Here is an 18,089-nt window from a genome sequence, read left to right as displayed (position 1 = left end):
GCCTATAGCTCAGCTGGTTAGAGCGCACGCCTGATAAGCGTGAGGTCGATGGTTCGAGTCCATTTAGGCCCACCATTATACATACCATTATCAAACTAATTCCAATAGGGATTAGTTTTTTTTGTTTTTAGAAACTTTTTTAACGGCTGCCTCCAAGAGGAACAGGCTATTTTACTGTAAATGCAGATACTTTGAATGTGGAAGCGAGGAGCTAAGTTGATACTTTGTGAATACTTTGTGAACCGTTATTCTTGCCAGAGCACCATTAGGAGGAAAAAACCCTTGATATTACAGTGTTTTAGCTAAAATTGCCCCCCTTTTGCCTTTAAGGAAATATGAAGAAAGTGTGATTCATTTCACTTTTATGAAAACCCTTCTCAACTATTATGTAGGTAACAAAGTTAAGGAGCTGATTGAAGGTGGAAACACGAAAAGTGGACCAGAGCAGTTCAAAAGAACATAACTCTCTAAAGGGTACGTTCTTTTCAGTTACAGTAGTAGGGCTTGGGATCTTTGTTACTTATTTAATCTTGTACGGCCTGTATATGGCCAGAATATAGGGGGGATAAACAATGATGCATCGTTCTGAAAAGGTATGGCTTATTTTAAGCTTTGGAATGATTATTGGATTCATGTTAATCGCTGGCTACCAGGCATTCGCCTTTGAAATGGGGCCGCCAAGCTATGGAGAGCGAATTGATCCTCAGAAAGTGGATGAAACAGCACCGTTCGATAAGCAAGGAATTAAGAAAATTGGCGATAATGAGTATGAAGTAGTTATGACTCTACAAGTGTTCAGTTTTACTCCGAGTGAGATAGAAGTGCCTGCAGGATCAACAGTTCATTTTACATTGACGTCAAAAGATGTCGTTCACGGGTTCCAGGTTGCCGAAACTAACTTAAATGCTATGGTTGTGCCTGGTTATGTACAAAAAATCACTCAGAAATTTGATAAGCCAGGCGAATATTTGGTTCTTTGCAATGAGTACTGCGGTGCGGGTCATCAAATGATGAGCACAACCATTACAGTGAAATAAAGGGGGGATAGACAGTGGAAACAGTTATTAAGCAATCAGCAAAAACACAAGTTTTTAAGGATAAAGCAAATAAAGTTATGGGGATTAGCCTCGAGGATGGAAAATTAACGAAATCATATTTATCTGTTGCTTTCTTAGCCATCCTTCTAGGCGGAATACTTGGACTGCTGCAAGGCCTGAACCGGGCTGGAATGCTCGAATTGCCTGCATGGCTGAACTATTATCAGGTTCTTACAGCTCATGGTCTTCTGCTGGTAGTCGTACTGTCGGCGTTCTTCACAATAGGATACTTCTATGCCGGGTTATCCCATACATTGGGCGGCCTGCTTCCTAAGGTCAGAAAGATGGCCTGGATTGGTTTCTGGATGAAGATTTTTGGATTTGTCCTAGCGGTGATTCCGATTTTAATGAATGAAGCATCTGTTATGTATACTTTCTATCCGCCAATGGCTGCTTCACCCATTTTCTATATCGGCTTAGTATTTATCGTATTGGGTGTATGGATGTGCGCCTTCGGTGCCTTTATCAATGTAGCCAGCTGGAGAAAGAGAAATCCCGGCCAGCACATCCCGATTCTATCTTTCTTTGCAACAGGCGTATTTGTTCTCTTATTCTTCGGTAGCATACCTGTAGCCATTGAGGTTTTCACTATAATTCCTTGGGCTTTTGGATGGGTGGAGACAATAAATGTTATGGTTGCACGCACGCTGTTCTGGGCGTTCGGCCATACGCTGGTTAACATCTGGTATTTAACAGCTGTATCCGCCTGGTATGTCATTGTGCCGAAAGTTATTGGCGGCCGAAGATGGAATGACCTCTTAACAAGGATTGTGGTTATTGCACTAGTAATTATGAATATTACCGGCGGCTTCCACCATCAAATTATTGACCCGGGTATTTCTGAACCTGTGAAATACATGCACGTGTTTATGAGTTTGGCCATTGGCTTCCCTTCATTAATGACTGCTTATGCAATGTTTGCAGTCTTTGAACGCACAGCGAGAAGGAAAGGCGGAAAAGGCATAGTTGGCTGGTACAAAAAACTTCCTTGGGGAGACGTTAGATTCCTTGCACCATTTATCGCAATGGCTGCTTTTATCCCTGCTGGGGCAGGCGGCATTGCTCAAACTACAAACCAATTGAATCAGGTAGTTCATAACACGATGTGGGTCGTTGGCCATTTCCACTTAACACTTGGCATGTCAGTAGTTATGACGTTCTTTGGCCTAAGCTATTGGCTCATTCCTTATGTATCTAAAAGAGTTCTGACACCGCAGATCAATAAACTTGGAGTTATTCAAACGATTATATGGACGCTCGGTATGATAATCATGTCAGGTGCGATGCACTGGGTGGGTTTGCTGGGATCTCCGAGAAGAACTTCCTATTCAACATATTTTGATAATGCAACTGCTTTAAGCTGGGATCCTTATCTATTTTTCCTGGCAATCGGTGGCACGCTTCTAATGATTGGTGTCCTTATGCAGGTATACGCAGTTTTCTACCTCATGTTCTTTGCGCCAAAAGGAAACACAGAGTTCCCTATTGCGGAAGTTGAAGAGGATGAAGCGCCAACACCTAGATGGACAGAACGCTGGGGATTGTGGGTTGTGTGTATGATTGTCCTTGTCGGCATGGCATATGTCATTCCATTGGTCGATTTCATTGTCAATGCGCCTCCAGGTTCACCTCCATTTAAAACCTGGTAAGGTATGAGAGATAGCTCGGCTGCTGGGCTGTCTCTTTCTTTTAAAAGGAAGTGATGAATCATGTTTCTAAAAAATAGAACGGCTTTATCAAGCTTGCTGGTACTGATGTTTGGCATAGTCCTTTTTTACATTGGCACAGATGGGTTTCAGGCTTTTACTGCTGAAACAGCCAGGGTTAATCAGTTAATGGATGAAAAGCCTCAGTTCCCGGATGTAACGCTTGAAGACAATAATGGAAGGACCTACTCTTTCTCGGAATTTGAAGGGAAGTATGTTTTTATTACTTTCTTATATACTTCATGCGGTACGGTTTGCCCCGAGCTTGAGGTTAATATGTCTGAAGTATATAAACTGATTCCGGAAGAGTATATTGGCCACGACATTCAATTCCTTAGCATCAGTTTTGATCCGGAGAGGGATGATCCGAAAACATTGGATACTTACCGTAAGGCTTTCGGCAGTGACGGAGAAACGTGGAGAATGGCGAGGATACCGGAACAGCAAGAGCTTGACTCTTTGCTGGATCGGTTTGGCGTCATTGTCATACCGGATGAATACGGCAACTTTGCCCATAACTCGGCTTTTTATCTGGTGAACCCAAAAGGACAGTTAATCGAAGTCATGGACTACACCTTGATTGAAGAAGCGGCTGATCGGGTAACGGAGATTCTGCGCAGCGGGAGGGAAGAATGATGAAGTCACCAGTTTACGGATTGCTTCTGCTTCTTGCGTTGATGCTCCCGCCTGCAGCTAATTTGCTGGAGTCCATTATGATTACCCATATGCATATGCAAATGCCCCTGCTGGTGATCTCTGGATTGTTTATGGCGAAGTTCTTTCAGAATCGTTTTCCTGAGTTTTTCTCAAAATGGAATGAAAACGGAGTGCCGGGTCTATTGCTGTTTTCAATTATTATGGTGTATTGGTCTCTGCCAAGGACGATGGATGAAGCTTTGACGCTTACAAGTGTAGAAGTCTTTAAATTTATCTCACTGCCATTTTTGGCCGGGGTGCCATTGCGGGACAGCTGGCCAAAACTAAGTTCATTTTGGAAGCATGCTCTCATTATCTTTTTTACTATTCTTTTTCTAGCTCTGGGATGGCTATATATCTGGTCTCCTGTGCAGCTTTGCAATAACTATTTGGTTATCGAGCAGATTACGCTCGGCTGGGGTTTCATCTCAACCGCGTTTGCAATGGTTGTTTACTTGATTTATAGCTATTTTATGGATTTTTCAAAATATGAGTAAAAAAATGACTGCTTCCGTCCTGGGAGCAGTTTTTACATTTTCAGCTGGTTTATCTGCTTGTAAGGTAATGATTAGTGAGCGAACTAAAATGGAATAATGACAGAATATCATAAATATATATAAGAAGGAGTGAGTAATTAAGGAGGGGAAGACATGGCGGATCCAATTGTCGCTAGATCTCTGGATGAAATTAAATTTTGGTCCAGGATCATGAAAGAACATGCCTTATTTTTAAGTTTGGGTTTTACATATGAACAGAAACAGTTAATTGCCGAAGCCCAGCAGTTTATTGCTTTATTTGAACGAATTGAGGAGAAGCTGGCAAGGTTTAATGTAAACTCCGAACTTGGCCAAGTGCAAGCTTTTAATAACGAGGTTTATCAGGCAGCTGCCGCTATCTGGAGCTATAAGAGAAAAGTATTGGGTTTGACCTTAAGATGCGAAATCCGTTCAAATAATTATCCTTTATTGATTGACCATATCAGCAGAGAAGCTGCTTATTTTGCTAATCGATTAAAAGAACTTAACTCAGGGGTACTCGCTCCAAAGCCGGAAGCTATAATAGAGGAGAATGTATTTTTCCTAAAGATTATGGCTGATCATGCTAAATTTATCGGCCATTTATTAGACCCTTCCGAAAGAAAGCTGGTTGAACAGGCCAGAGAGTTCAGCCATGATTTCGATCAATTGCTATTCCAGGCTGTGGACCTGGAATCTATGCAGCCGCAATCAGAAACGAAACCAATTCTGAGCCAATTCTTAAACCAGAATAAAGTATCAGTTGCTTCATTAAGGGATTTTAAGAAAACTGCCAGAGAATTAATAGAGGCATGCCGGATCAAAAGCAATATTCATCCTCTTCTGGCTGACCATACATTTAGAGAAGCAGAAAGATTTTTGGAAATTATCGATTTGTTTGAGGCGAGTCTCAAAAGATCTTAGATTTGCATGAATGAAGGGCTATTACTCACAGGCGGTTCGGATTCTGTCTTCACCTTCGTCATATAAAACGTTTTCGAATTAAGCCAGCCTATTACGGGGCTGGCTTAAATTTTCATTAGTACAACTTAATTGCACTTTACTTATTTATTTAATAATAGACAAAAAGATTGCTCTAGACCCACCCGAATGCCGCTTGGTAATATAAGCAAGGGTAAAGTAGGAGGCTGGGGCATGGAAGAGGAAAAGTATCAAAACCTTAAATTAGGTGAGCGTGCTGCGGTTATTAGTATTGCAGCTTATATATGTCTTTCTGTACTAAAATTAACAATTGGATATGTGAGTGATTCAGCTGCTTTGAAAGCGGATGGATTGAATAATACAACGGATATCATTGCTTCAATTGCAGTGCTTATAGGTCTTAGGATTTCCCAGCGTCCGCCGGATAAAAATCATGGGTATGGCCATTGGAAGAGTGAAACCATTGCATCTATGGTAGCTTCCTTCATTATGGCTGCTGTAGGTCTTCAAGTCCTGCTTAATGCTGTTTCATCCATGTTTGAAGGAGCTAATGAATCTCCTGATATCATTGCGGCATATACGGGAGTATTTTCTGGAGCGGCAATGTACTTTGTGTACCGCTATAACAAAAAATTAGCCATAAAAATTAACAGCAAGGCCGTAATGGCAGCTGCAAAGGACAATATTTCAGACGCATGGGTGAGTATCGGCACAGCCATCGGGATATTTGGGTCACAGTTGAACATGCCATGGCTTGATCCGTTAACAGCCATTATTGTCGGGCTTTTAATATGCAAAACGGCTTGGGATATTTTTGTACAAGCTTCCCATGAGCTTTCAGATGGTTTTGATGAAGGAAAGATTAAAGAATATCAGGATGTCATCAAAAAAGTAAACGGGGTTAAAGGCATAAAAGATATTAAAGGAAGAAGCTACGGCAACAATGAAGTGATTGATGTGGTCATTATGGTTAATTCCACGCTTGATATTAAGGAAGCCCATGATATTGCGACACATGTGGAAAAAGTGATGATGCAGGATCATGGTGTTTATGATGTTCATGTCCATGTTGAACCAAATTGAAAAGAAAGGCGTCTCATGATGAGGGACCTGACGCTGAGGGAGTTTATTCTGTATGGATAAATCCTGCAAACACAACAGGTCTTCAAACTCGCTGCAGAAGTAGCTCCTGCAATTTTAAAACGATTGGCAAGAAGAAGGGTCGGGCTTTTCTTCCATAATAGATAGCGGATTATCATCCCTTTTCATAAAAGGATCCATTTTTATCGGGATATACCTTGTCAATTGAAAATATCCAGAAATTAACTCTGATTAAAACGAATACGGTTCTTTTATTACTAAATCACGCGTATCCATAGAAAGAAGGAGTGGATGCGATGGAAATGCAGCAGGCAAAGATGGAGAGCAATGGAATGGCCGTAGCTTCACTGGTTCTTGGCATATGCGGGATTGTATTAGGACTGATACCGTTTATTGGATGGTTTCTTCTTCCCGCCTGGATCCTTGCCATTGTTTTGGGTGCAGTGGGGCTGAAAAAGGGTCAGAGCAAAGGGATGTGCTGGACAGGACTTATACTGGGAATTGGAACATTTATATACAAGTTCGGCTTTTGGATACTGGTTGCCATCGGATCAGCATCAGGAAGCGTATAGAGAGGACAGCGGAAGCTGTTCTTTTTTGTGAAAAAACTTTTGTCTCTAGACTGCTCGTTCCAATTCCTGTGTACCGATGCTTTTCGGGCATTTATGACTTATGCAAAAGAAAAAGGACATGAGCATTATAGAAATAAATCAGATGGTAAGGAATGTGTTAGAGAGGTTTATCATATCCAAAATGTGAATAGATATAACAGTCTTGGAGGTCTGGTTAAATCGATTTAACGGTAATTAAAAAAGCTGGATTTCAAAACTCTTTTCTAATTATGGTCGCAAATGGAATTGTAATTTATGTGATATGCTAATGAAAAGTAAAAAAAGAAGTATAATATTTTAGGGAACCTAGTGAATTAGAGGTTCCCATTTTTATTAATAAAATCAAGTATATTCGTATGCAACTCTTTTTTAACTGAACACTTTATCCAATTCCCTAAACTGATCATAGGCATTGACCAGATGTTCAGGCACAATACCCCTTCCATAATCCCAGGAGTTTTTTTCTATTTCAGCCATGAGCTGTTCTTTCTCATCATCTTCTCCGTACATAAGCGTTCTGATGTCATGTTTGTTTTTCTTGAAATCCAGATAATAGCCGATCTCATGGTAAAGCATTAATTTTACCAGGTTCTCATTTGTCTCTTTTATTTTAAAATTGATTTTGGCTATGTAGCCGTTCACCTTCAGGTAGTTAAATTTTATTGTATTCGTTGAGACATTGTAGCTCATAGGCGAAGCGAGTGTATTGCTGAACTCATAATTTATATTGAGGCGTTGTTCGTTCAATGTATGTAAAATGATTTTTTCAATATCCCAGATATACAGCACTTTCCTTATCACAGTCCTTTCATTTTTTCTTGCCTTGATTATACAAGTCTATCAGTGACGGTAACAGTGTTTTTCGCTACTTTGGGTCCATTTGGGCAGAAACTGTACATTATGAAAAAATGAGACTGAGGCAAAAGAAGGAGAAAAACAGGTAATGGAAAAATCTGAAACTTCGCTGTTGCTTGATTCGTAGGTATGGTATTGACCAATCCTGATGAGGTGAAAAAATTGGAAAATAAAAAAGCAACAGTTGTTACTGTTTCAATGATGAAGCTGCAGATTTATTTATTCTTTACAACGATGGCGCTTATATTTGGGGTACTCTTTTTACATGCTGTGTTTTATGGCGGTGGGGAAATGTCTTTTGACCTCACAGGTATGCTATTATTTTTAGCTGGCATGGTCGCTATCGTTATTTTGCATGAAGCCATTCATTTGGCGGGTTTTCACTATATTGGCGGTGTTCCCTGGAAGGAAATGACCTGGGGAGTCAATTTGAAAATGGGTGTGGCTTATGCTCATGCCAAACAGCCAGTAACAGTTCAGCAAATGAAAAAGGTTTTAATGCTGCCATTCATTCCGACTGGCTTATTGCCGCTTATTCTGGGGGTTGTGTTTAATATGCCTGGATTATCGGTCCTGGGAGCGATATTGACAGTTGGCTGCATGGGAGATCTTGTTTTGTATCAAAAGCTATTAAAATTTCCTAATGAGGCTCTTGTCATTGACCATCCGACTAAACCGCAATTTACGGTTTATGAATAGCGGTTATACTAGCTTTTATATTTGCTGTCCCATCTAATAAATAGCTGCGTGAAATAGAAAGCAACGAGGGCCGCCAATGCTGATATAAGTAGGTTTCTCATGGAATCCAGTCCATAGAGCCGGATCCCGATTAATTTAGAAGCAGTGGTGCACAATCTCCAGTTTTCATAAACAATGGCTGTCTTATGAAAAAATGGAAAAAAGATACCGAACAGCATGAGGAAATAAATATATTTTTTCATTATCCTATTCCTTTCATTTGATCCTACTGGAAAGATATGAGTCAGATCCCCTTATTAGTATCAAATAGACAAGAAAAAAGGACAGTCATGGCTGTCCTTTTTAGTCTATTCTCTTTATGCGTCCATCAATTGCAGAACTAAACGGCTGAGGGAGCTGCTGTATATATTTCTCCAGTGCATCAATATCCATTGGTCCGGTCACTCTGCTTATACCACTTTTGAATACAGTAAAATTATCTCCGCCATCTGCGAGATAGGTATTAACGGTAACTGAATATTTCTTATCCGGATCAAGCCTTGTTCCGTTGGGCAAATAGATTTCCTGTATTTTACTGCCGGCAGGCTGTCTGTCATCCCAGCTGTAAGTGAAGCCCGAGATCTGAAGGATTCGGGTAGTATCAGGCTGCCATTGCTGATTGAGAATATCACGGATTTGGCTTCCTGTCAGGTTCATTTTAACCAATTGATTGCTGAATGGAAGGACGACATATAAGTTGCCCCATGTAACACGGCCTGCGTCAATGTCTGCCCGGATACCCCCTGGATTGATGAAAGCGAAATCTGTGTTCATCACTGCCCGCTCGGAATCGGCAATAAGATTGCCCAGGGCGGACTCGCCGCTTCTGTTTCGTGCAGCTGTGATGGGAAAGGAAGCAGTGCCAATATATCTGTTCACAGCGGGTTCTACTTTCATTTCGTAGTGTTCGATCATCCTGGTTATGTCGCTGGCAGGCTGGGTATTCTCTTGAAAAACATTTACAATTTCTGCGTGCTTACGGACAATATCCTTTGTCCGGGGATCTATTTCGATATCCACATCTGAAAAGGCAGTGCCATATGAATAGGCCTGCACGAGGAGCTTTCCATCCACCACACTGTTCAGATAAGCATGACTGTGGCCTCCGAACATAATATCAACTTCGTCATCTGCTTGATGGGCCAATTCTATTAGCTGGCCCGCGGCTAGTTCTCCATTTGGTTTTGATTTGCCGGGAACATGGGCCAGTACCACAATGGCTCTTACTCCTTGCTTTTTAAGTTCCCGGGTATACGTATTGATTACTTCCGCTTCATCAGTGAAGGTAAGACCCTTCACACTATTTGGTGCGGATAAGCTTGGTGTTTGTTTCATGATCACACCGATAAACCCTATTGGGACCCCGCTGACATTTAAAATCTTATAGGGAGGAAGGATGGGCTTGCCAGAATTCTGACTGATAACATTGGCTGCAATCCATGGAAAGCGTGAGCCGGGATAACTCTTTGCAGCTGAAGGGCTACCGCCATTTAGTAAGCGAAGCAGCTGATCCAAACCCCGGTCAAATTCATGGTTGCCGATGGTGCCAATGTCAAACCCCATCTTATTCAAAAATTCAATGGTCGGTTCATCCTTCAGGAGGGCGGATACAGGAGGACTTGCTCCTATCATGTCTCCAGTATGAAGCAGGATGGTATTTTCATTTTCTGCGGCACGCTGGCGCAAATACGCAGCGAGATAATCTGCACGTCCTGCTGGTCTGCCGTTAATCTGACGGGTCACATTCAACTGGCCATGGAAATCATTGATTCCCAGCAGCTGGACTCTCTTGTATGGTCCTTCTGAGCGATCTTCAATATGGCCATGATAATCCTCAGAGAGGCCTTGCCGATCCCATTGATCTTTTTCTCCCAGAGGCATTCCCAGAAAGCTAAATAATATAAGGGAGATAAGTACTTTCATCAATCAACCTCCTGTAATTGTGGCAGGGATAGTATTTGCAGATATTGGGGATTTAATCGTAAGGGGGCTTTTGGGTGGCAAGTAAATGAAAAAATCCTGCTAACCTGCACTTGTTTATCCAATTTGATAAAGGGTAAGTTCATATTAAGAAACATAATACTGCCAAAGGAGATGACAACATATGAAATATAAGAAGCTTTTGCTTTCAGTCCCATTGGGTGCAGGATTATTGTTGGCAGGGTGCGGAACAGATGAACAGGAGCCGCCGCCGGAAACGGAAGATGTGGAATTGGAAGATAATCAAATGGAAGAAAACAATAATGAAGATAGTGAAATGCAGGATCCAGGCACATCAGAGGAGTCGGATATGGAGGAACCCGGCATGAATGAAGAATCTCCACAGGATGAAGAAAACATGGATGAAAGTGATATGGATATGAACGATGGGGGTTCTGAAGAGAACTAATTGATGATACACATCTAAATACATGTAGAAAAACGTCTGCTAATGGCAGGCGTTTTTCTATGTTTTTTCAAAAAATTTGAATGTCTAAGCCGTGGAGTATTCAGCTGCAGGAATACAAGTGATCTAGCGGGAAAAAGCGGAAGTTTTTTCATACACATCATAGAAATCCCTTTTATTTGTTTTCAGAATTATGTATACTAAAATGGAATTGAATAGCAATAACTAGGGGTGCCCAATAGCTTGGGCTGAGAAAGAAACGCGCTAAAGTTTCTTGACTCTTTGGACCTGATCTGGATTATACCAGCGTGGGGAAGTTAGAATGTGCAAAAGTTACTTTGTGCAAAGACATCTGCGGTTAAGCCGGTCCATCTTTATGTGGACCGGCTTTTTTACATATATGGCACTTCCTTGGTTCCAGGTCTCGTCCTTACATTTTTAAAAAGGGAGAGATGGCAATGACTGCAAGTTCTTTAAATCATGAGAGTATTTCTATTATGTCGAGCTTTACTGGCAGCAAAAAAGTATATGTGAAGGGATCCAGGACTGATATAAAGGTTCCGGTGCGAGAGATAGAATTAAGCCCCACTGCCGGAACGTTTGGTGAAGAAGTCAATGAGCCGGTTCGTGTATACGATACGAGCGGACCATATACGGATCCTCATTATACGGCAGATCTAAAGAAAGGGCTTCCCGCCCTGAGAAGCCGGTGGATTCAGGAACGAGCGGATGTAGAAGAATATGATGGGCGGAAAGTAAAGCCCGAGGACAATGGCTACCTCAATGAAGGTGATCCGCGTGCCAATCATAAAGTCTTTCCTGGCTTATCCCGCAAGCCATTGAGAGCGATAAAAGGGAAGAATGTCACCCAGCTTCACTATGCAAAAAAGGGAATCATTACTCCAGAGATGGAGTTTATAGCCATTCGGGAAAATATGGAACCTGAATTTGTACGGTCTGAAGTAGCGAGGGGCCGGGCAATCATTCCTTCCAATATCAATCATCCTGAGACAGAGCCAATGATCATCGGAAGGAATTTTCATGTGAAAATTAATGCGAACATTGGAAACTCGGCTGTTTCATCCTCAATTGAAGAAGAGGTAGAGAAAATGACATGGGCCACACGCTGGGGCGCCGATACGATTATGGATCTTTCAACTGGAAAAAATATTCACACAACACGTGAATGGATTATCAGAAATTCTGCTGTTCCTGTAGGGACGGTTCCGATTTATCAGGCTTTGGAAAAGGTGAATGGAATTGCTGAGGACCTCACGTGGGAAGTATATAGGGATACCTTAATCGAACAGGCAGAGCAGGGTGTTGATTATTTTACAATTCATGCAGGTGTCCTTTTACGTTATGTACCGCTTACTGCCAAAAGGCTGACCGGAATTGTGTCCAGAGGCGGATCCATTATGGCCCAATGGTGCCTGCATCATCATAAAGAGAACTTTTTATATACACACTTTGAAGAAATCTGCGAGATCATGAAAGCTTATGATGTGGCCTTCTCCTTAGGGGATGGACTGCGGCCGGGATCGATTGCAGATGCAAATGACGAGGCTCAATTTGCGGAGCTTGAAACACTTGGGGAACTGACGAAAGTTGCCTGGGAACATGATGTTCAGGTAATGGTCGAGGGTCCTGGCCATGTTCCAATGCATTTAATCAAAGAGAATATGGATAAACAATTGGAAATCTGTAAAGAAGCACCATTCTACACACTCGGGCCGCTTACGACTGATATAGCTCCGGGATATGACCATATTACCTCTGCAATCGGGGCTGCTATGATAGGCTGGTATGGGACGGCAATGCTTTGCTATGTTACCCCTAAAGAACATTTGGGGTTGCCAAATAGAGACGATGTGCGCGAGGGTGTCATCACATATAAAATTGCCGCGCATGCTGCAGATCTGGCAAAGGGACATCCTGGAGCGCAAAAAAGGGATGATGCCCTGTCAAAAGCCCGTTTTGAATTTCGCTGGAGAGATCAATTCAATCTTTCTCTGGATCCTGAGCGCGCTTTGGAATTCCATGATGAAACATTGCCGGCTGAAGGGGCAAAAACAGCTCATTTTTGTTCCATGTGCGGGCCAAAATTTTGCAGTATGAGAATTTCTCAGGATATCCGGAATTATGCAAAAGAGCATCAGCTTGAAACCGACGAAGCGATACAGAAGGGACTGGAAGAAAAAGCTGAGGAATTTAGTAAGGCCGGAGGAAACATTTATCAGTAGTCTTTTTATAGTTTAATAGAAATTATATCCGCTGGGGGTGCCTGTTTGCAGGCTGAGATTAAAGCAAAAGCTTAAGACCCTTGGAACCTGATCTGGCATGAATACCAGCGTAGGGAAGTGGAGTATCGGGTCTATATTCCAGGGCCTCATACCCCGCTTTCTATTTAGAAGGTGGTTTTTTATTTGCACAAAATTAAAATAGCATGGGAGCATCCTCTATGAAAAAAAGTCTGCATGTTATATCAGATGGAAAGCTTTCTCTAGAGGCCTTTGCTGAAATAGCAGGTGAAGTAGAACCCTTTGCAGACAAGTTCCACTTGAGGGAAAAACATCGAACCTCAAGGGAGCTATATGAAGGGGTTGAGCTGCTTTGTAATGAGGGAGTCCCCATTCATAAAATTGTTATAAATGATCGGGTGGATGTTGCTTGGACATATAAAACAGGAGTACATCTTGCTTTTCACAGCCTTCCAGTCCATGTTGTCAAAATGCGTTTTCCAGATATACCCATCGGATGTTCAGTACATTCTCTTGAAGAAGCAAAAGAGGCTGCAAAACAAGGGGCTGATTATATCCTGTTTGGGCACATATTTGAAACCGATTCCAAGAAGGGAGTTCCGCCAAGGGGCACTGGGTCACTGGAGGCTCTTAAAAAGGCAGTAGAAATTCCTGTATTGGCAATTGGAGGCATTAAACCAGAAAATGTCACCGAGGTTTTGGAGGCGGGGGCAGACGGCATTGCTGTAATGTCGGCGATTTTGCAGGCAAAGAACCCTGCAGAGGCAGCAAAGCTCTTTTTAAATAAGTTTAATGAGGAGGGGAAAGATGAGGGAAATATTTGACGCCGTTATAGTAGGTGGAGGCATTAATGGAAGCTCCATTGCTTTTCAACTGGCTAAAAGAGGGTATAAAGTGGCCGTTTTGGATAAGGGAAAAATAGCCGGCAAGGCTTCCGGAGCTGCAGCTGGAATTTTAGGAGCCCAAACGGAACTGACAGAAGATGGCCCGCTATTCCAGCTGGCATGCAAAAGCCGCTCCATGTACCAGAGCCTGATTCCTGAACTGGAAGATTTATCACAAGTTCATATTGGCTATCAAAATAAGGGTGTATATAAAGTAGCGGCTAATAAAGAAGAGGAGCTGGCATTAAAAAGATTGATAGAAATCCAGCAAAAAGCAGGTGAGCAGGCCGAATGGTTACCAATTGATAGCCTGATCAAACTTGAACCCTTCGTATCAAACAAATTGCGGGGGGCCATGTATATACCGAATGACGGACAGGTACAGGCATATGAATTGTCCCTAGCCTTTGCAAAAGCTTCGATAGCCATCGGCGCAGAAATTTATGAGTATACACATGTAATAGATTTTATTTTAAAAGATGAAAAGGTTTATGGGGTCAGAACCAGCCAGGGAGAATTTCTGGCAGATTCCGTTATTGTTGCTTCGGGGGCCTGGAGCAGGGAGATTCTTGAAAGAACGGGTCTTTCGCTGCCAATTATTCCGGTAAAAGGCGAGTGCTTCTCGGTCAAGGTTGAAAAACCTCTTGTACAGGGGACGATCTTTTCACACGGATGCTATATCGTTCCAAAGCAATCTGGCAGGCTGGTAGTTGGCGCGACGGTTAAGGTAAACTCATTTGATGAAAAGGTGACCTTTGAAGGGATATCCCTGCTGATGGAAAAGGCTCAAAACCTTGTCCCGGATATTGCAAATACAGAATGGGAAAGGGCCTGGACAGGTATTCGTCCGCAATCAGCTGATGGGCAGCCTTTTTTGGGACAACTTCCGGCCTATGAAGGGTTATATATTGCAGCTGGGCATTTTCGGAATGGGATCCTCCTTGCCCCGGCAACAGGAGAGCTGATGGCAGACATCCTCGAAGGCAAAACAGAGCAGTTTAATCCGTTTAATCTGTCCCGACTGGACTGCTTTGTCCAATCGTCTAAAAGGGTGCTCTTATGAATGTTGTCATTAACGGAGATGCTATGGTGCTGCCTGAAACAGTTAATTCTGTTTCACTTCTGCTTGAGCATTTCCATTTGGAGCAAAAGGTAGTCATTGTCGAACTGAACAAGCATATTTTGGATAAGTCCATGCATGCTGAAACCATGCTGACAGATGGGGATCGAATCGAAATAGTACACTTTGTAGGAGGCGGATGATTTTGTTAAAAATTGGACCATATGAATTTAACTCACGGCTGCTGCTCGGAACAGGAAAATATCCAAACTTTGATGTGCAAAGGGATGCTGTAGAAGCTTCGGAATCAGAGGTGCTTACCTTTGCTGTACGCCGTATGAACATTTTTGAAGCGAACCAGCCCAACTTTTTGGAAAAGCTGGATTTAAAGAAATATAAATTACTCCCTAATACGGCAGGAGCGAGTACAGCTGAGGAGGCTGTCCGAATAGCAAGGCTATCCAAAGCTTCCGGGCTCTGCGACATGATTAAGGTTGAGGTTATTGGATGCAGCAAAACGCTTCTTCCCGATCCAATAGAAACAATAAAAGCAGCGGAAATCCTATTAGACGAGGGATTTATTGTTCTTCCCTATACTTCTGATGATGTCGTGCTTGCTCGAAAGCTTGAAGAACTAGGCTGCCATGCTGTCATGCCATGTGCTTCGCCGATTGGTTCAGGACAGGGAATCATTAATCCTATTAATCTTCAATTTATTACAGAACAGGCTGATGTGCCGGTTATTGTTGATGCTGGAATTGGGAGTCCGGCAGATGCGTCATTGGCAATGGAGCTGGGAGCAGATGGAGTATTATTAAATACGGCAGTTTCCTCTGCCGCTGATCCTGTTAAAATGGCAAAAGCAATGAAACTCGCGATTGAAGCAGGGAGGCTCGGCTATGAAGCAGGCCGGATACCCAAAAAACGTTATGCATCAGCAAGCAGCCCGGCGGAAGGAATGGTTTTTAGTTGAGTGAGCGATACTCCCGCCAGATGTTATTTCCTCCGATTGGCAAAGAAGGACAGAAAAAGCTGAGGGGAAAACACGCTTTGATTATAGGGGCTGGTGCATTAGGGGCTGCAAATGCAGAAACTCTCACAAGGGCAGGCGTCGGCAAATTAACCATTGCCGATCGGGATTATGTGGAGTGGAGCAACCTGCAGCGTCAGCAGCTTTATTGTGAGGAAGATGCTGTACGAAAGGTGCCAAAAGCGATAGCAGCGGCTAAACGCCTAAAAGCCATCAATTCAGAGGTGCAAATTTCCGCACGTATTATGGATGTAGGTGTACAGGAAATGGAAGAGCTGATTGAGGATGTTGATTTAATCATCGATTCAACGGATAATTTTGACGTTCGCTTTCTGATCAATGATATTTCTCAAAAGCACCGGATTCCCTGGATTTATGGAGGCTGTGTGGGGAGCTATGGTTTAAGCTATACTATTTTGCCCGGGGTGTCACCGTGCCTGAATTGCCTGATGGACAAATTGCCAATGGGGGGGATTACCTGCGATACGGCTGGTGTAATTCAGCCTGCTATTCAAATGGTTGCGGCTCACCAGTCTGCTGAGGCATTAAAGATATTGGCAGAAGACTTGGAATCCTTACGCGCGACACTTGTTTCTTTTGATGTATGGAAAAATCAATTTAGTTCTGTGAATGTTTCTTCCTTAAGAAATCCGCAGTGCTTATCGTGCGGGACTAAACCAGTTTATCCCTTCCTGGACTACAGAAATCAGACAAAGACAGCGCTGCTTTGCGGGAGGGATACCGTTCAAATCAGGCCTTCAGCTCTTCAGGATATGGATGTTGCCTATCTCGAAAAATCCCTGGTCTCTCAAGGAATCAATGTAGAGAGCAATCCTTATTTGCTCTCTTTTTCGATCAATGACGCCAGAGTAGTTGTATTTAAGGATGGAAGAGTGCTGGTGCATGGTGTAAGAGACATTCTAGAGGCAAAGAACCTGTATCATCGTTTCCTTGGATAATGAGTTTTGTCTGTCGGCTAAGCATTTAAGGCTAAATAAAAAAAGACCTGTCCATTCTTCATTTGAAGGGCAGGCCTTTTTTAATTACTTATCTTCTCTTAATAAGTAGTTATTCCCATCCTGGTCTTTAAACGTAAACATAGTTCCAAAAGGCATCTTTAACATATCTTCAACTTCTATGCCATTTTGTTTCATTTGTTCATAGGCAGCTTCAATATCAGTGGTGCTGAAAAGGATGGAAGGGTGGGCAACAGCAGATGGATTTTGCTGTTCCATTGCTGCCTTTGAATAAAGAACCAGAGTCGTGAACTCATCATCGCTTGGACCCACTTCAATCCAGGATGCATTTGGTCCCATAGGCTGTTCGAATTTTAGGACAAACCCCATCTTATTTAGCCAAAAATCTTTTGCCTGTTCCTGATCCTCAACGTATACTGTGATTTTTCCAATTTTATTGATCATGAAAAAGGTCTCCTTTAATTCATATCTTATATTAGCGATTTTATCAGTATAAAGCTGTAAAAACAATTTCAACTAAGGGATAGTTCGCTTTAATTTACTTCAGATTGGAGATAATTACTGTAAACATTGAGAGGAGAGAAATATGAACATTGACTCCATAAAGTTCACCGATCCTCCTGTCCATCATCAATTTCCCCCGTTATATGAGAACCTGGGGCTTCCTGAAGTTTCTTCCTTTGTTGAGCAGAAATATGAATTTGATTTTACAGTAGGAAAAACAAAAAGGAAGGGCAATGGAACCATTCGAAAGTATAAGGAAAGTGGGCAGTACAAGGTGCAGCTTACCGGAAAAATGACCGGATTCGGTCCAAAAAGGCTTGAAAAGCTGGAGCGGCTGCTGCTGGAGGAGGTTAAAGAGCGGTTTATAAGCAATATAGAAACAGAAACGAAAGCACGAAAGGTATATCACATGCATTTCGGACGAAACGACAGGGATAAATAGGGACAGTTTAACTGTCCCATATGGCTTACTTGGTGTTGTCTCTTTGGGCTTTTAAAGCGATTCTTTCAAGGCCGTTTTCTCTGTCACCCGCAAATTCTGTATCTTTTGGAAGTGCATTATTCTTATGATCTGATCTGCTTTTCTTATTCTTTGCCACGATTTTCACCCCCTTTAGTCATTAAGCACTGTGTTTAGTTTGCATTCTTTTTAAGAGGCTATGCCTAAGTTTTTGAACCCATTAAATTCAATCAAACGTTTGATTGAATTGCAATATACAGGAAAAG

Annotated in this window: 22 protein-coding genes, 1 pseudogene and 2 riboswitches; of the genes and pseudogenes, 18 read left to right on the top strand and 5 right to left on the bottom strand. The window is 42.3% G+C overall.

What is annotated here, in order from left to right; genetic code table 11:
• The first annotated feature begins 419 nt into the window (after positions 1-419).
• The 9 genes and pseudogenes from AC3WTL_RS18125 to AC3WTL_RS18085 all read left to right on the top strand — a co-directional run.
• Positions 420-560 (top strand): cytochrome c oxidase subunit 2A, encoded by a 141-nt coding sequence (locus AC3WTL_RS18125; protein WP_163139610.1) that lies wholly within the window; start codon positions 420-422, stop codon positions 558-560.
• A gap of 12 nt (positions 561-572) precedes the next feature.
• The gene (locus AC3WTL_RS18120; RefSeq protein ID WP_492369839.1) at positions 573-1,037 is read left to right on the top strand and encodes a cytochrome c oxidase subunit II; all 465 of its coding nucleotides are present in this window, start codon (positions 573-575) and stop codon (positions 1,035-1,037) included.
• 14 nt (positions 1,038-1,051) lie between these two features.
• A complete protein-coding gene (locus AC3WTL_RS18115; protein ID WP_283913961.1) occupies positions 1,052-2,746 on the top strand; it encodes a cbb3-type cytochrome c oxidase subunit I in 1,695 nt (564 codons plus the stop codon).
• A 60-nt stretch (positions 2,747-2,806) separates the two neighbouring features.
• Positions 2,807-3,439, top strand: a complete 633-nt coding sequence (locus AC3WTL_RS18110; RefSeq protein ID WP_492369838.1) for an SCO family protein — start codon at positions 2,807-2,809, stop codon at positions 3,437-3,439.
• Positions 3,436-3,996: a hypothetical protein gene (locus tag AC3WTL_RS18105; protein WP_197213994.1), complete on the top strand. Its 561-nt coding sequence runs from the start codon at positions 3,436-3,438 to the stop codon at positions 3,994-3,996. The genes AC3WTL_RS18110 and AC3WTL_RS18105 overlap by 4 nt, the downstream gene beginning before the upstream one ends.
• A gap of 153 nt (positions 3,997-4,149) precedes the next feature.
• Positions 4,150-4,938 carry a DUF2935 domain-containing protein gene (locus AC3WTL_RS18100; protein ID WP_163139602.1) on the top strand — a complete coding sequence of 263 codons (789 nt, stop codon included), beginning with the start codon at positions 4,150-4,152 and terminating at the stop codon, positions 4,936-4,938.
• Between the two features lie 231 nt (positions 4,939-5,169).
• On the top strand, positions 5,170-6,039 hold the full coding sequence (locus AC3WTL_RS18095; RefSeq protein WP_248349307.1) for a cation diffusion facilitator family transporter: 870 nt from the start codon (positions 5,170-5,172) through the stop codon (positions 6,037-6,039).
• 314 nt (positions 6,040-6,353) lie between these two features.
• The gene (locus AC3WTL_RS18090) at positions 6,354-6,629 is read left to right on the top strand and encodes a hypothetical protein (RefSeq protein ID WP_492369837.1); all 276 of its coding nucleotides are present in this window, start codon (positions 6,354-6,356) and stop codon (positions 6,627-6,629) included.
• Positions 6,630-6,695: 66 nt separating this feature from the next.
• A pseudogene (locus AC3WTL_RS18085) lies at positions 6,696-6,861 on the top strand (IS1595 family transposase); the annotation flags it as partial.
• A 176-nt stretch (positions 6,862-7,037) separates the two neighbouring features.
• On the opposite strand, the gene AC3WTL_RS18080 reads toward AC3WTL_RS18085, so the two are convergent.
• Positions 7,038-7,457, bottom strand: coding sequence for a hypothetical protein (locus AC3WTL_RS18080; protein WP_197213996.1), 420 nt, complete (start codon positions 7,455-7,457; stop codon positions 7,038-7,040).
• 228 nt (positions 7,458-7,685) lie between these two features.
• Between AC3WTL_RS18080 and AC3WTL_RS18075 the strand changes: the two genes are divergently transcribed.
• Positions 7,686-8,222 (top strand): DUF3267 domain-containing protein, encoded by a 537-nt coding sequence (locus AC3WTL_RS18075; RefSeq protein WP_197248545.1) that lies wholly within the window; start codon positions 7,686-7,688, stop codon positions 8,220-8,222.
• An 8-nt stretch (positions 8,223-8,230) separates the two neighbouring features.
• Here the strand turns inward: AC3WTL_RS18075 and AC3WTL_RS18070 are convergent, their stop codons facing one another.
• Both AC3WTL_RS18070 and AC3WTL_RS18065 read right to left on the bottom strand, forming a co-directional pair.
• Positions 8,231-8,464, bottom strand: coding sequence for a hypothetical protein (locus AC3WTL_RS18070; protein WP_197214000.1), 234 nt, complete (start codon positions 8,462-8,464; stop codon positions 8,231-8,233).
• A gap of 100 nt (positions 8,465-8,564) precedes the next feature.
• Positions 8,565-10,184 carry a bifunctional metallophosphatase/5'-nucleotidase gene (locus AC3WTL_RS18065; protein ID WP_492369836.1) on the bottom strand — a complete coding sequence of 540 codons (1,620 nt, stop codon included), beginning with the start codon at positions 10,182-10,184 and terminating at the stop codon, positions 8,565-8,567.
• Positions 10,185-10,365: 181 nt separating this feature from the next.
• On the opposite strand from AC3WTL_RS18065, the gene AC3WTL_RS18060 reads away from it, so the two are divergent.
• The 7 genes from AC3WTL_RS18060 to AC3WTL_RS18030 all read left to right on the top strand — a co-directional run bounded on the left by AC3WTL_RS18060 (position 10,366) and on the right by AC3WTL_RS18030 (position 16,841).
• A complete protein-coding gene (locus AC3WTL_RS18060) occupies positions 10,366-10,650 on the top strand; it encodes a hypothetical protein (RefSeq protein WP_197204868.1) in 285 nt (94 codons plus the stop codon).
• Between the two features lie 214 nt (positions 10,651-10,864).
• Positions 10,865-10,979, top strand: a riboswitch (TPP riboswitch).
• Between the two features lie 126 nt (positions 10,980-11,105).
• Entirely contained in the window at positions 11,106-12,890 is a 1,785-nt protein-coding gene (thiC, locus tag AC3WTL_RS18055; RefSeq protein WP_197214004.1) for a phosphomethylpyrimidine synthase ThiC, read from the top strand.
• Between the two features lie 23 nt (positions 12,891-12,913).
• A riboswitch (TPP riboswitch) is annotated at positions 12,914-13,023 on the top strand.
• An 85-nt stretch (positions 13,024-13,108) separates the two neighbouring features.
• On the top strand, positions 13,109-13,732 hold the full coding sequence (tenI, locus tag AC3WTL_RS18050) for a thiazole tautomerase TenI (RefSeq protein ID WP_492369835.1): 624 nt from the start codon (positions 13,109-13,111) through the stop codon (positions 13,730-13,732).
• On the top strand, positions 13,716-14,855 hold the full coding sequence (gene thiO, locus AC3WTL_RS18045) for a glycine oxidase ThiO (RefSeq protein WP_222500066.1): 1,140 nt from the start codon (positions 13,716-13,718) through the stop codon (positions 14,853-14,855). The genes tenI and thiO overlap by 17 nt, the downstream gene beginning before the upstream one ends.
• The gene (gene thiS, locus AC3WTL_RS18040) at positions 14,852-15,055 is read left to right on the top strand and encodes a sulfur carrier protein ThiS (protein WP_163139584.1); all 204 of its coding nucleotides are present in this window, start codon (positions 14,852-14,854) and stop codon (positions 15,053-15,055) included. Before thiO ends, thiS begins: the two co-directional genes overlap by 4 nt.
• A 2-nt stretch (positions 15,056-15,057) precedes the next feature.
• Positions 15,058-15,825, top strand: coding sequence for a thiazole synthase (locus AC3WTL_RS18035; RefSeq protein WP_252220679.1), 768 nt, complete (start codon positions 15,058-15,060; stop codon positions 15,823-15,825).
• Positions 15,822-16,841, top strand: coding sequence for a MoeB/ThiF family adenylyltransferase (locus tag AC3WTL_RS18030; protein WP_252220680.1), 1,020 nt, complete (start codon positions 15,822-15,824; stop codon positions 16,839-16,841). The genes AC3WTL_RS18035 and AC3WTL_RS18030 overlap by 4 nt, the downstream gene beginning before the upstream one ends.
• A gap of 84 nt (positions 16,842-16,925) precedes the next feature.
• Here AC3WTL_RS18030 and AC3WTL_RS18025 read toward each other — a convergent pair whose 3' ends face one another.
• Positions 16,926-17,303: a VOC family protein gene (locus AC3WTL_RS18025; protein ID WP_197214014.1), complete on the bottom strand. Its 378-nt coding sequence runs from the start codon at positions 17,301-17,303 to the stop codon at positions 16,926-16,928.
• A 142-nt stretch (positions 17,304-17,445) separates the two neighbouring features.
• Here AC3WTL_RS18025 and AC3WTL_RS18020 point away from each other — a divergent pair, with 142 nt between their 5' ends.
• The gene (locus tag AC3WTL_RS18020; protein ID WP_222500060.1) at positions 17,446-17,805 is read left to right on the top strand and encodes a hypothetical protein; all 360 of its coding nucleotides are present in this window, start codon (positions 17,446-17,448) and stop codon (positions 17,803-17,805) included.
• 25 nt (positions 17,806-17,830) lie between these two features.
• Here the strand turns inward: AC3WTL_RS18020 and AC3WTL_RS18015 are convergent, their stop codons facing one another.
• A complete protein-coding gene (locus tag AC3WTL_RS18015; protein WP_261391598.1) occupies positions 17,831-17,962 on the bottom strand; it encodes a hypothetical protein in 132 nt (43 codons plus the stop codon).
• Positions 17,963-18,089 lie beyond the last annotated feature (127 nt).

The sequence above is a fragment of the Cytobacillus sp. EB106-05-05-XG126 genome (genome assembly GCF_058791715.1).
This window is presented reverse-complemented; position numbering and strand designations above follow the sequence as displayed.

What these genes read in the sequence shown, in the direction of transcription:
- AC3WTL_RS18120 (WP_492369839.1), top strand. Translation starts at nt 573, where the DNA reads ATGATGCATCGTTCTGAAAAGGTATGGCTTATTTTAAGCTTTGGAATG.
- AC3WTL_RS18110 (WP_492369838.1), top strand. Translation starts at nt 2,807, where the DNA reads ATGTTTCTAAAAAATAGAACGGCTTTATCAAGCTTGCTGGTACTGATG.
- AC3WTL_RS18105 (WP_197213994.1), top strand. Translation starts at nt 3,436, where the DNA reads ATGATGAAGTCACCAGTTTACGGATTGCTTCTGCTTCTTGCGTTGATG.
- AC3WTL_RS18100 (WP_163139602.1), top strand. Translation starts at nt 4,150, where the DNA reads ATGGCGGATCCAATTGTCGCTAGATCTCTGGATGAAATTAAATTTTGG.
- AC3WTL_RS18095 (WP_248349307.1), top strand. Translation starts at nt 5,170, where the DNA reads ATGGAAGAGGAAAAGTATCAAAACCTTAAATTAGGTGAGCGTGCTGCG.
- AC3WTL_RS18090 (WP_492369837.1), top strand. Translation starts at nt 6,354, where the DNA reads ATGGAAATGCAGCAGGCAAAGATGGAGAGCAATGGAATGGCCGTAGCT.
- AC3WTL_RS18070 (WP_197214000.1), bottom strand. Translation starts at nt 8,464, where the DNA reads ATGAAAAAATATATTTATTTCCTCATGCTGTTCGGTATCTTTTTTCCA.
- AC3WTL_RS18065 (WP_492369836.1), bottom strand. Translation starts at nt 10,184, where the DNA reads ATGAAAGTACTTATCTCCCTTATATTATTTAGCTTTCTGGGAATGCCT.
- AC3WTL_RS18060 (WP_197204868.1), top strand. Translation starts at nt 10,366, where the DNA reads ATGAAATATAAGAAGCTTTTGCTTTCAGTCCCATTGGGTGCAGGATTA.
- thiC (WP_197214004.1), top strand. Translation starts at nt 11,106, where the DNA reads ATGACTGCAAGTTCTTTAAATCATGAGAGTATTTCTATTATGTCGAGC.
- tenI (WP_492369835.1), top strand. Translation starts at nt 13,109, where the DNA reads ATGAAAAAAAGTCTGCATGTTATATCAGATGGAAAGCTTTCTCTAGAG.
- thiO (WP_222500066.1), top strand. Translation starts at nt 13,716, where the DNA reads ATGAGGGAAATATTTGACGCCGTTATAGTAGGTGGAGGCATTAATGGA.
- thiS (WP_163139584.1), top strand. Translation starts at nt 14,852, where the DNA reads ATGAATGTTGTCATTAACGGAGATGCTATGGTGCTGCCTGAAACAGTT.
- AC3WTL_RS18025 (WP_197214014.1), bottom strand. Translation starts at nt 17,303, where the DNA reads ATGATCAATAAAATTGGAAAAATCACAGTATACGTTGAGGATCAGGAA.
- AC3WTL_RS18020 (WP_222500060.1), top strand. Translation starts at nt 17,446, where the DNA reads ATGAACATTGACTCCATAAAGTTCACCGATCCTCCTGTCCATCATCAA.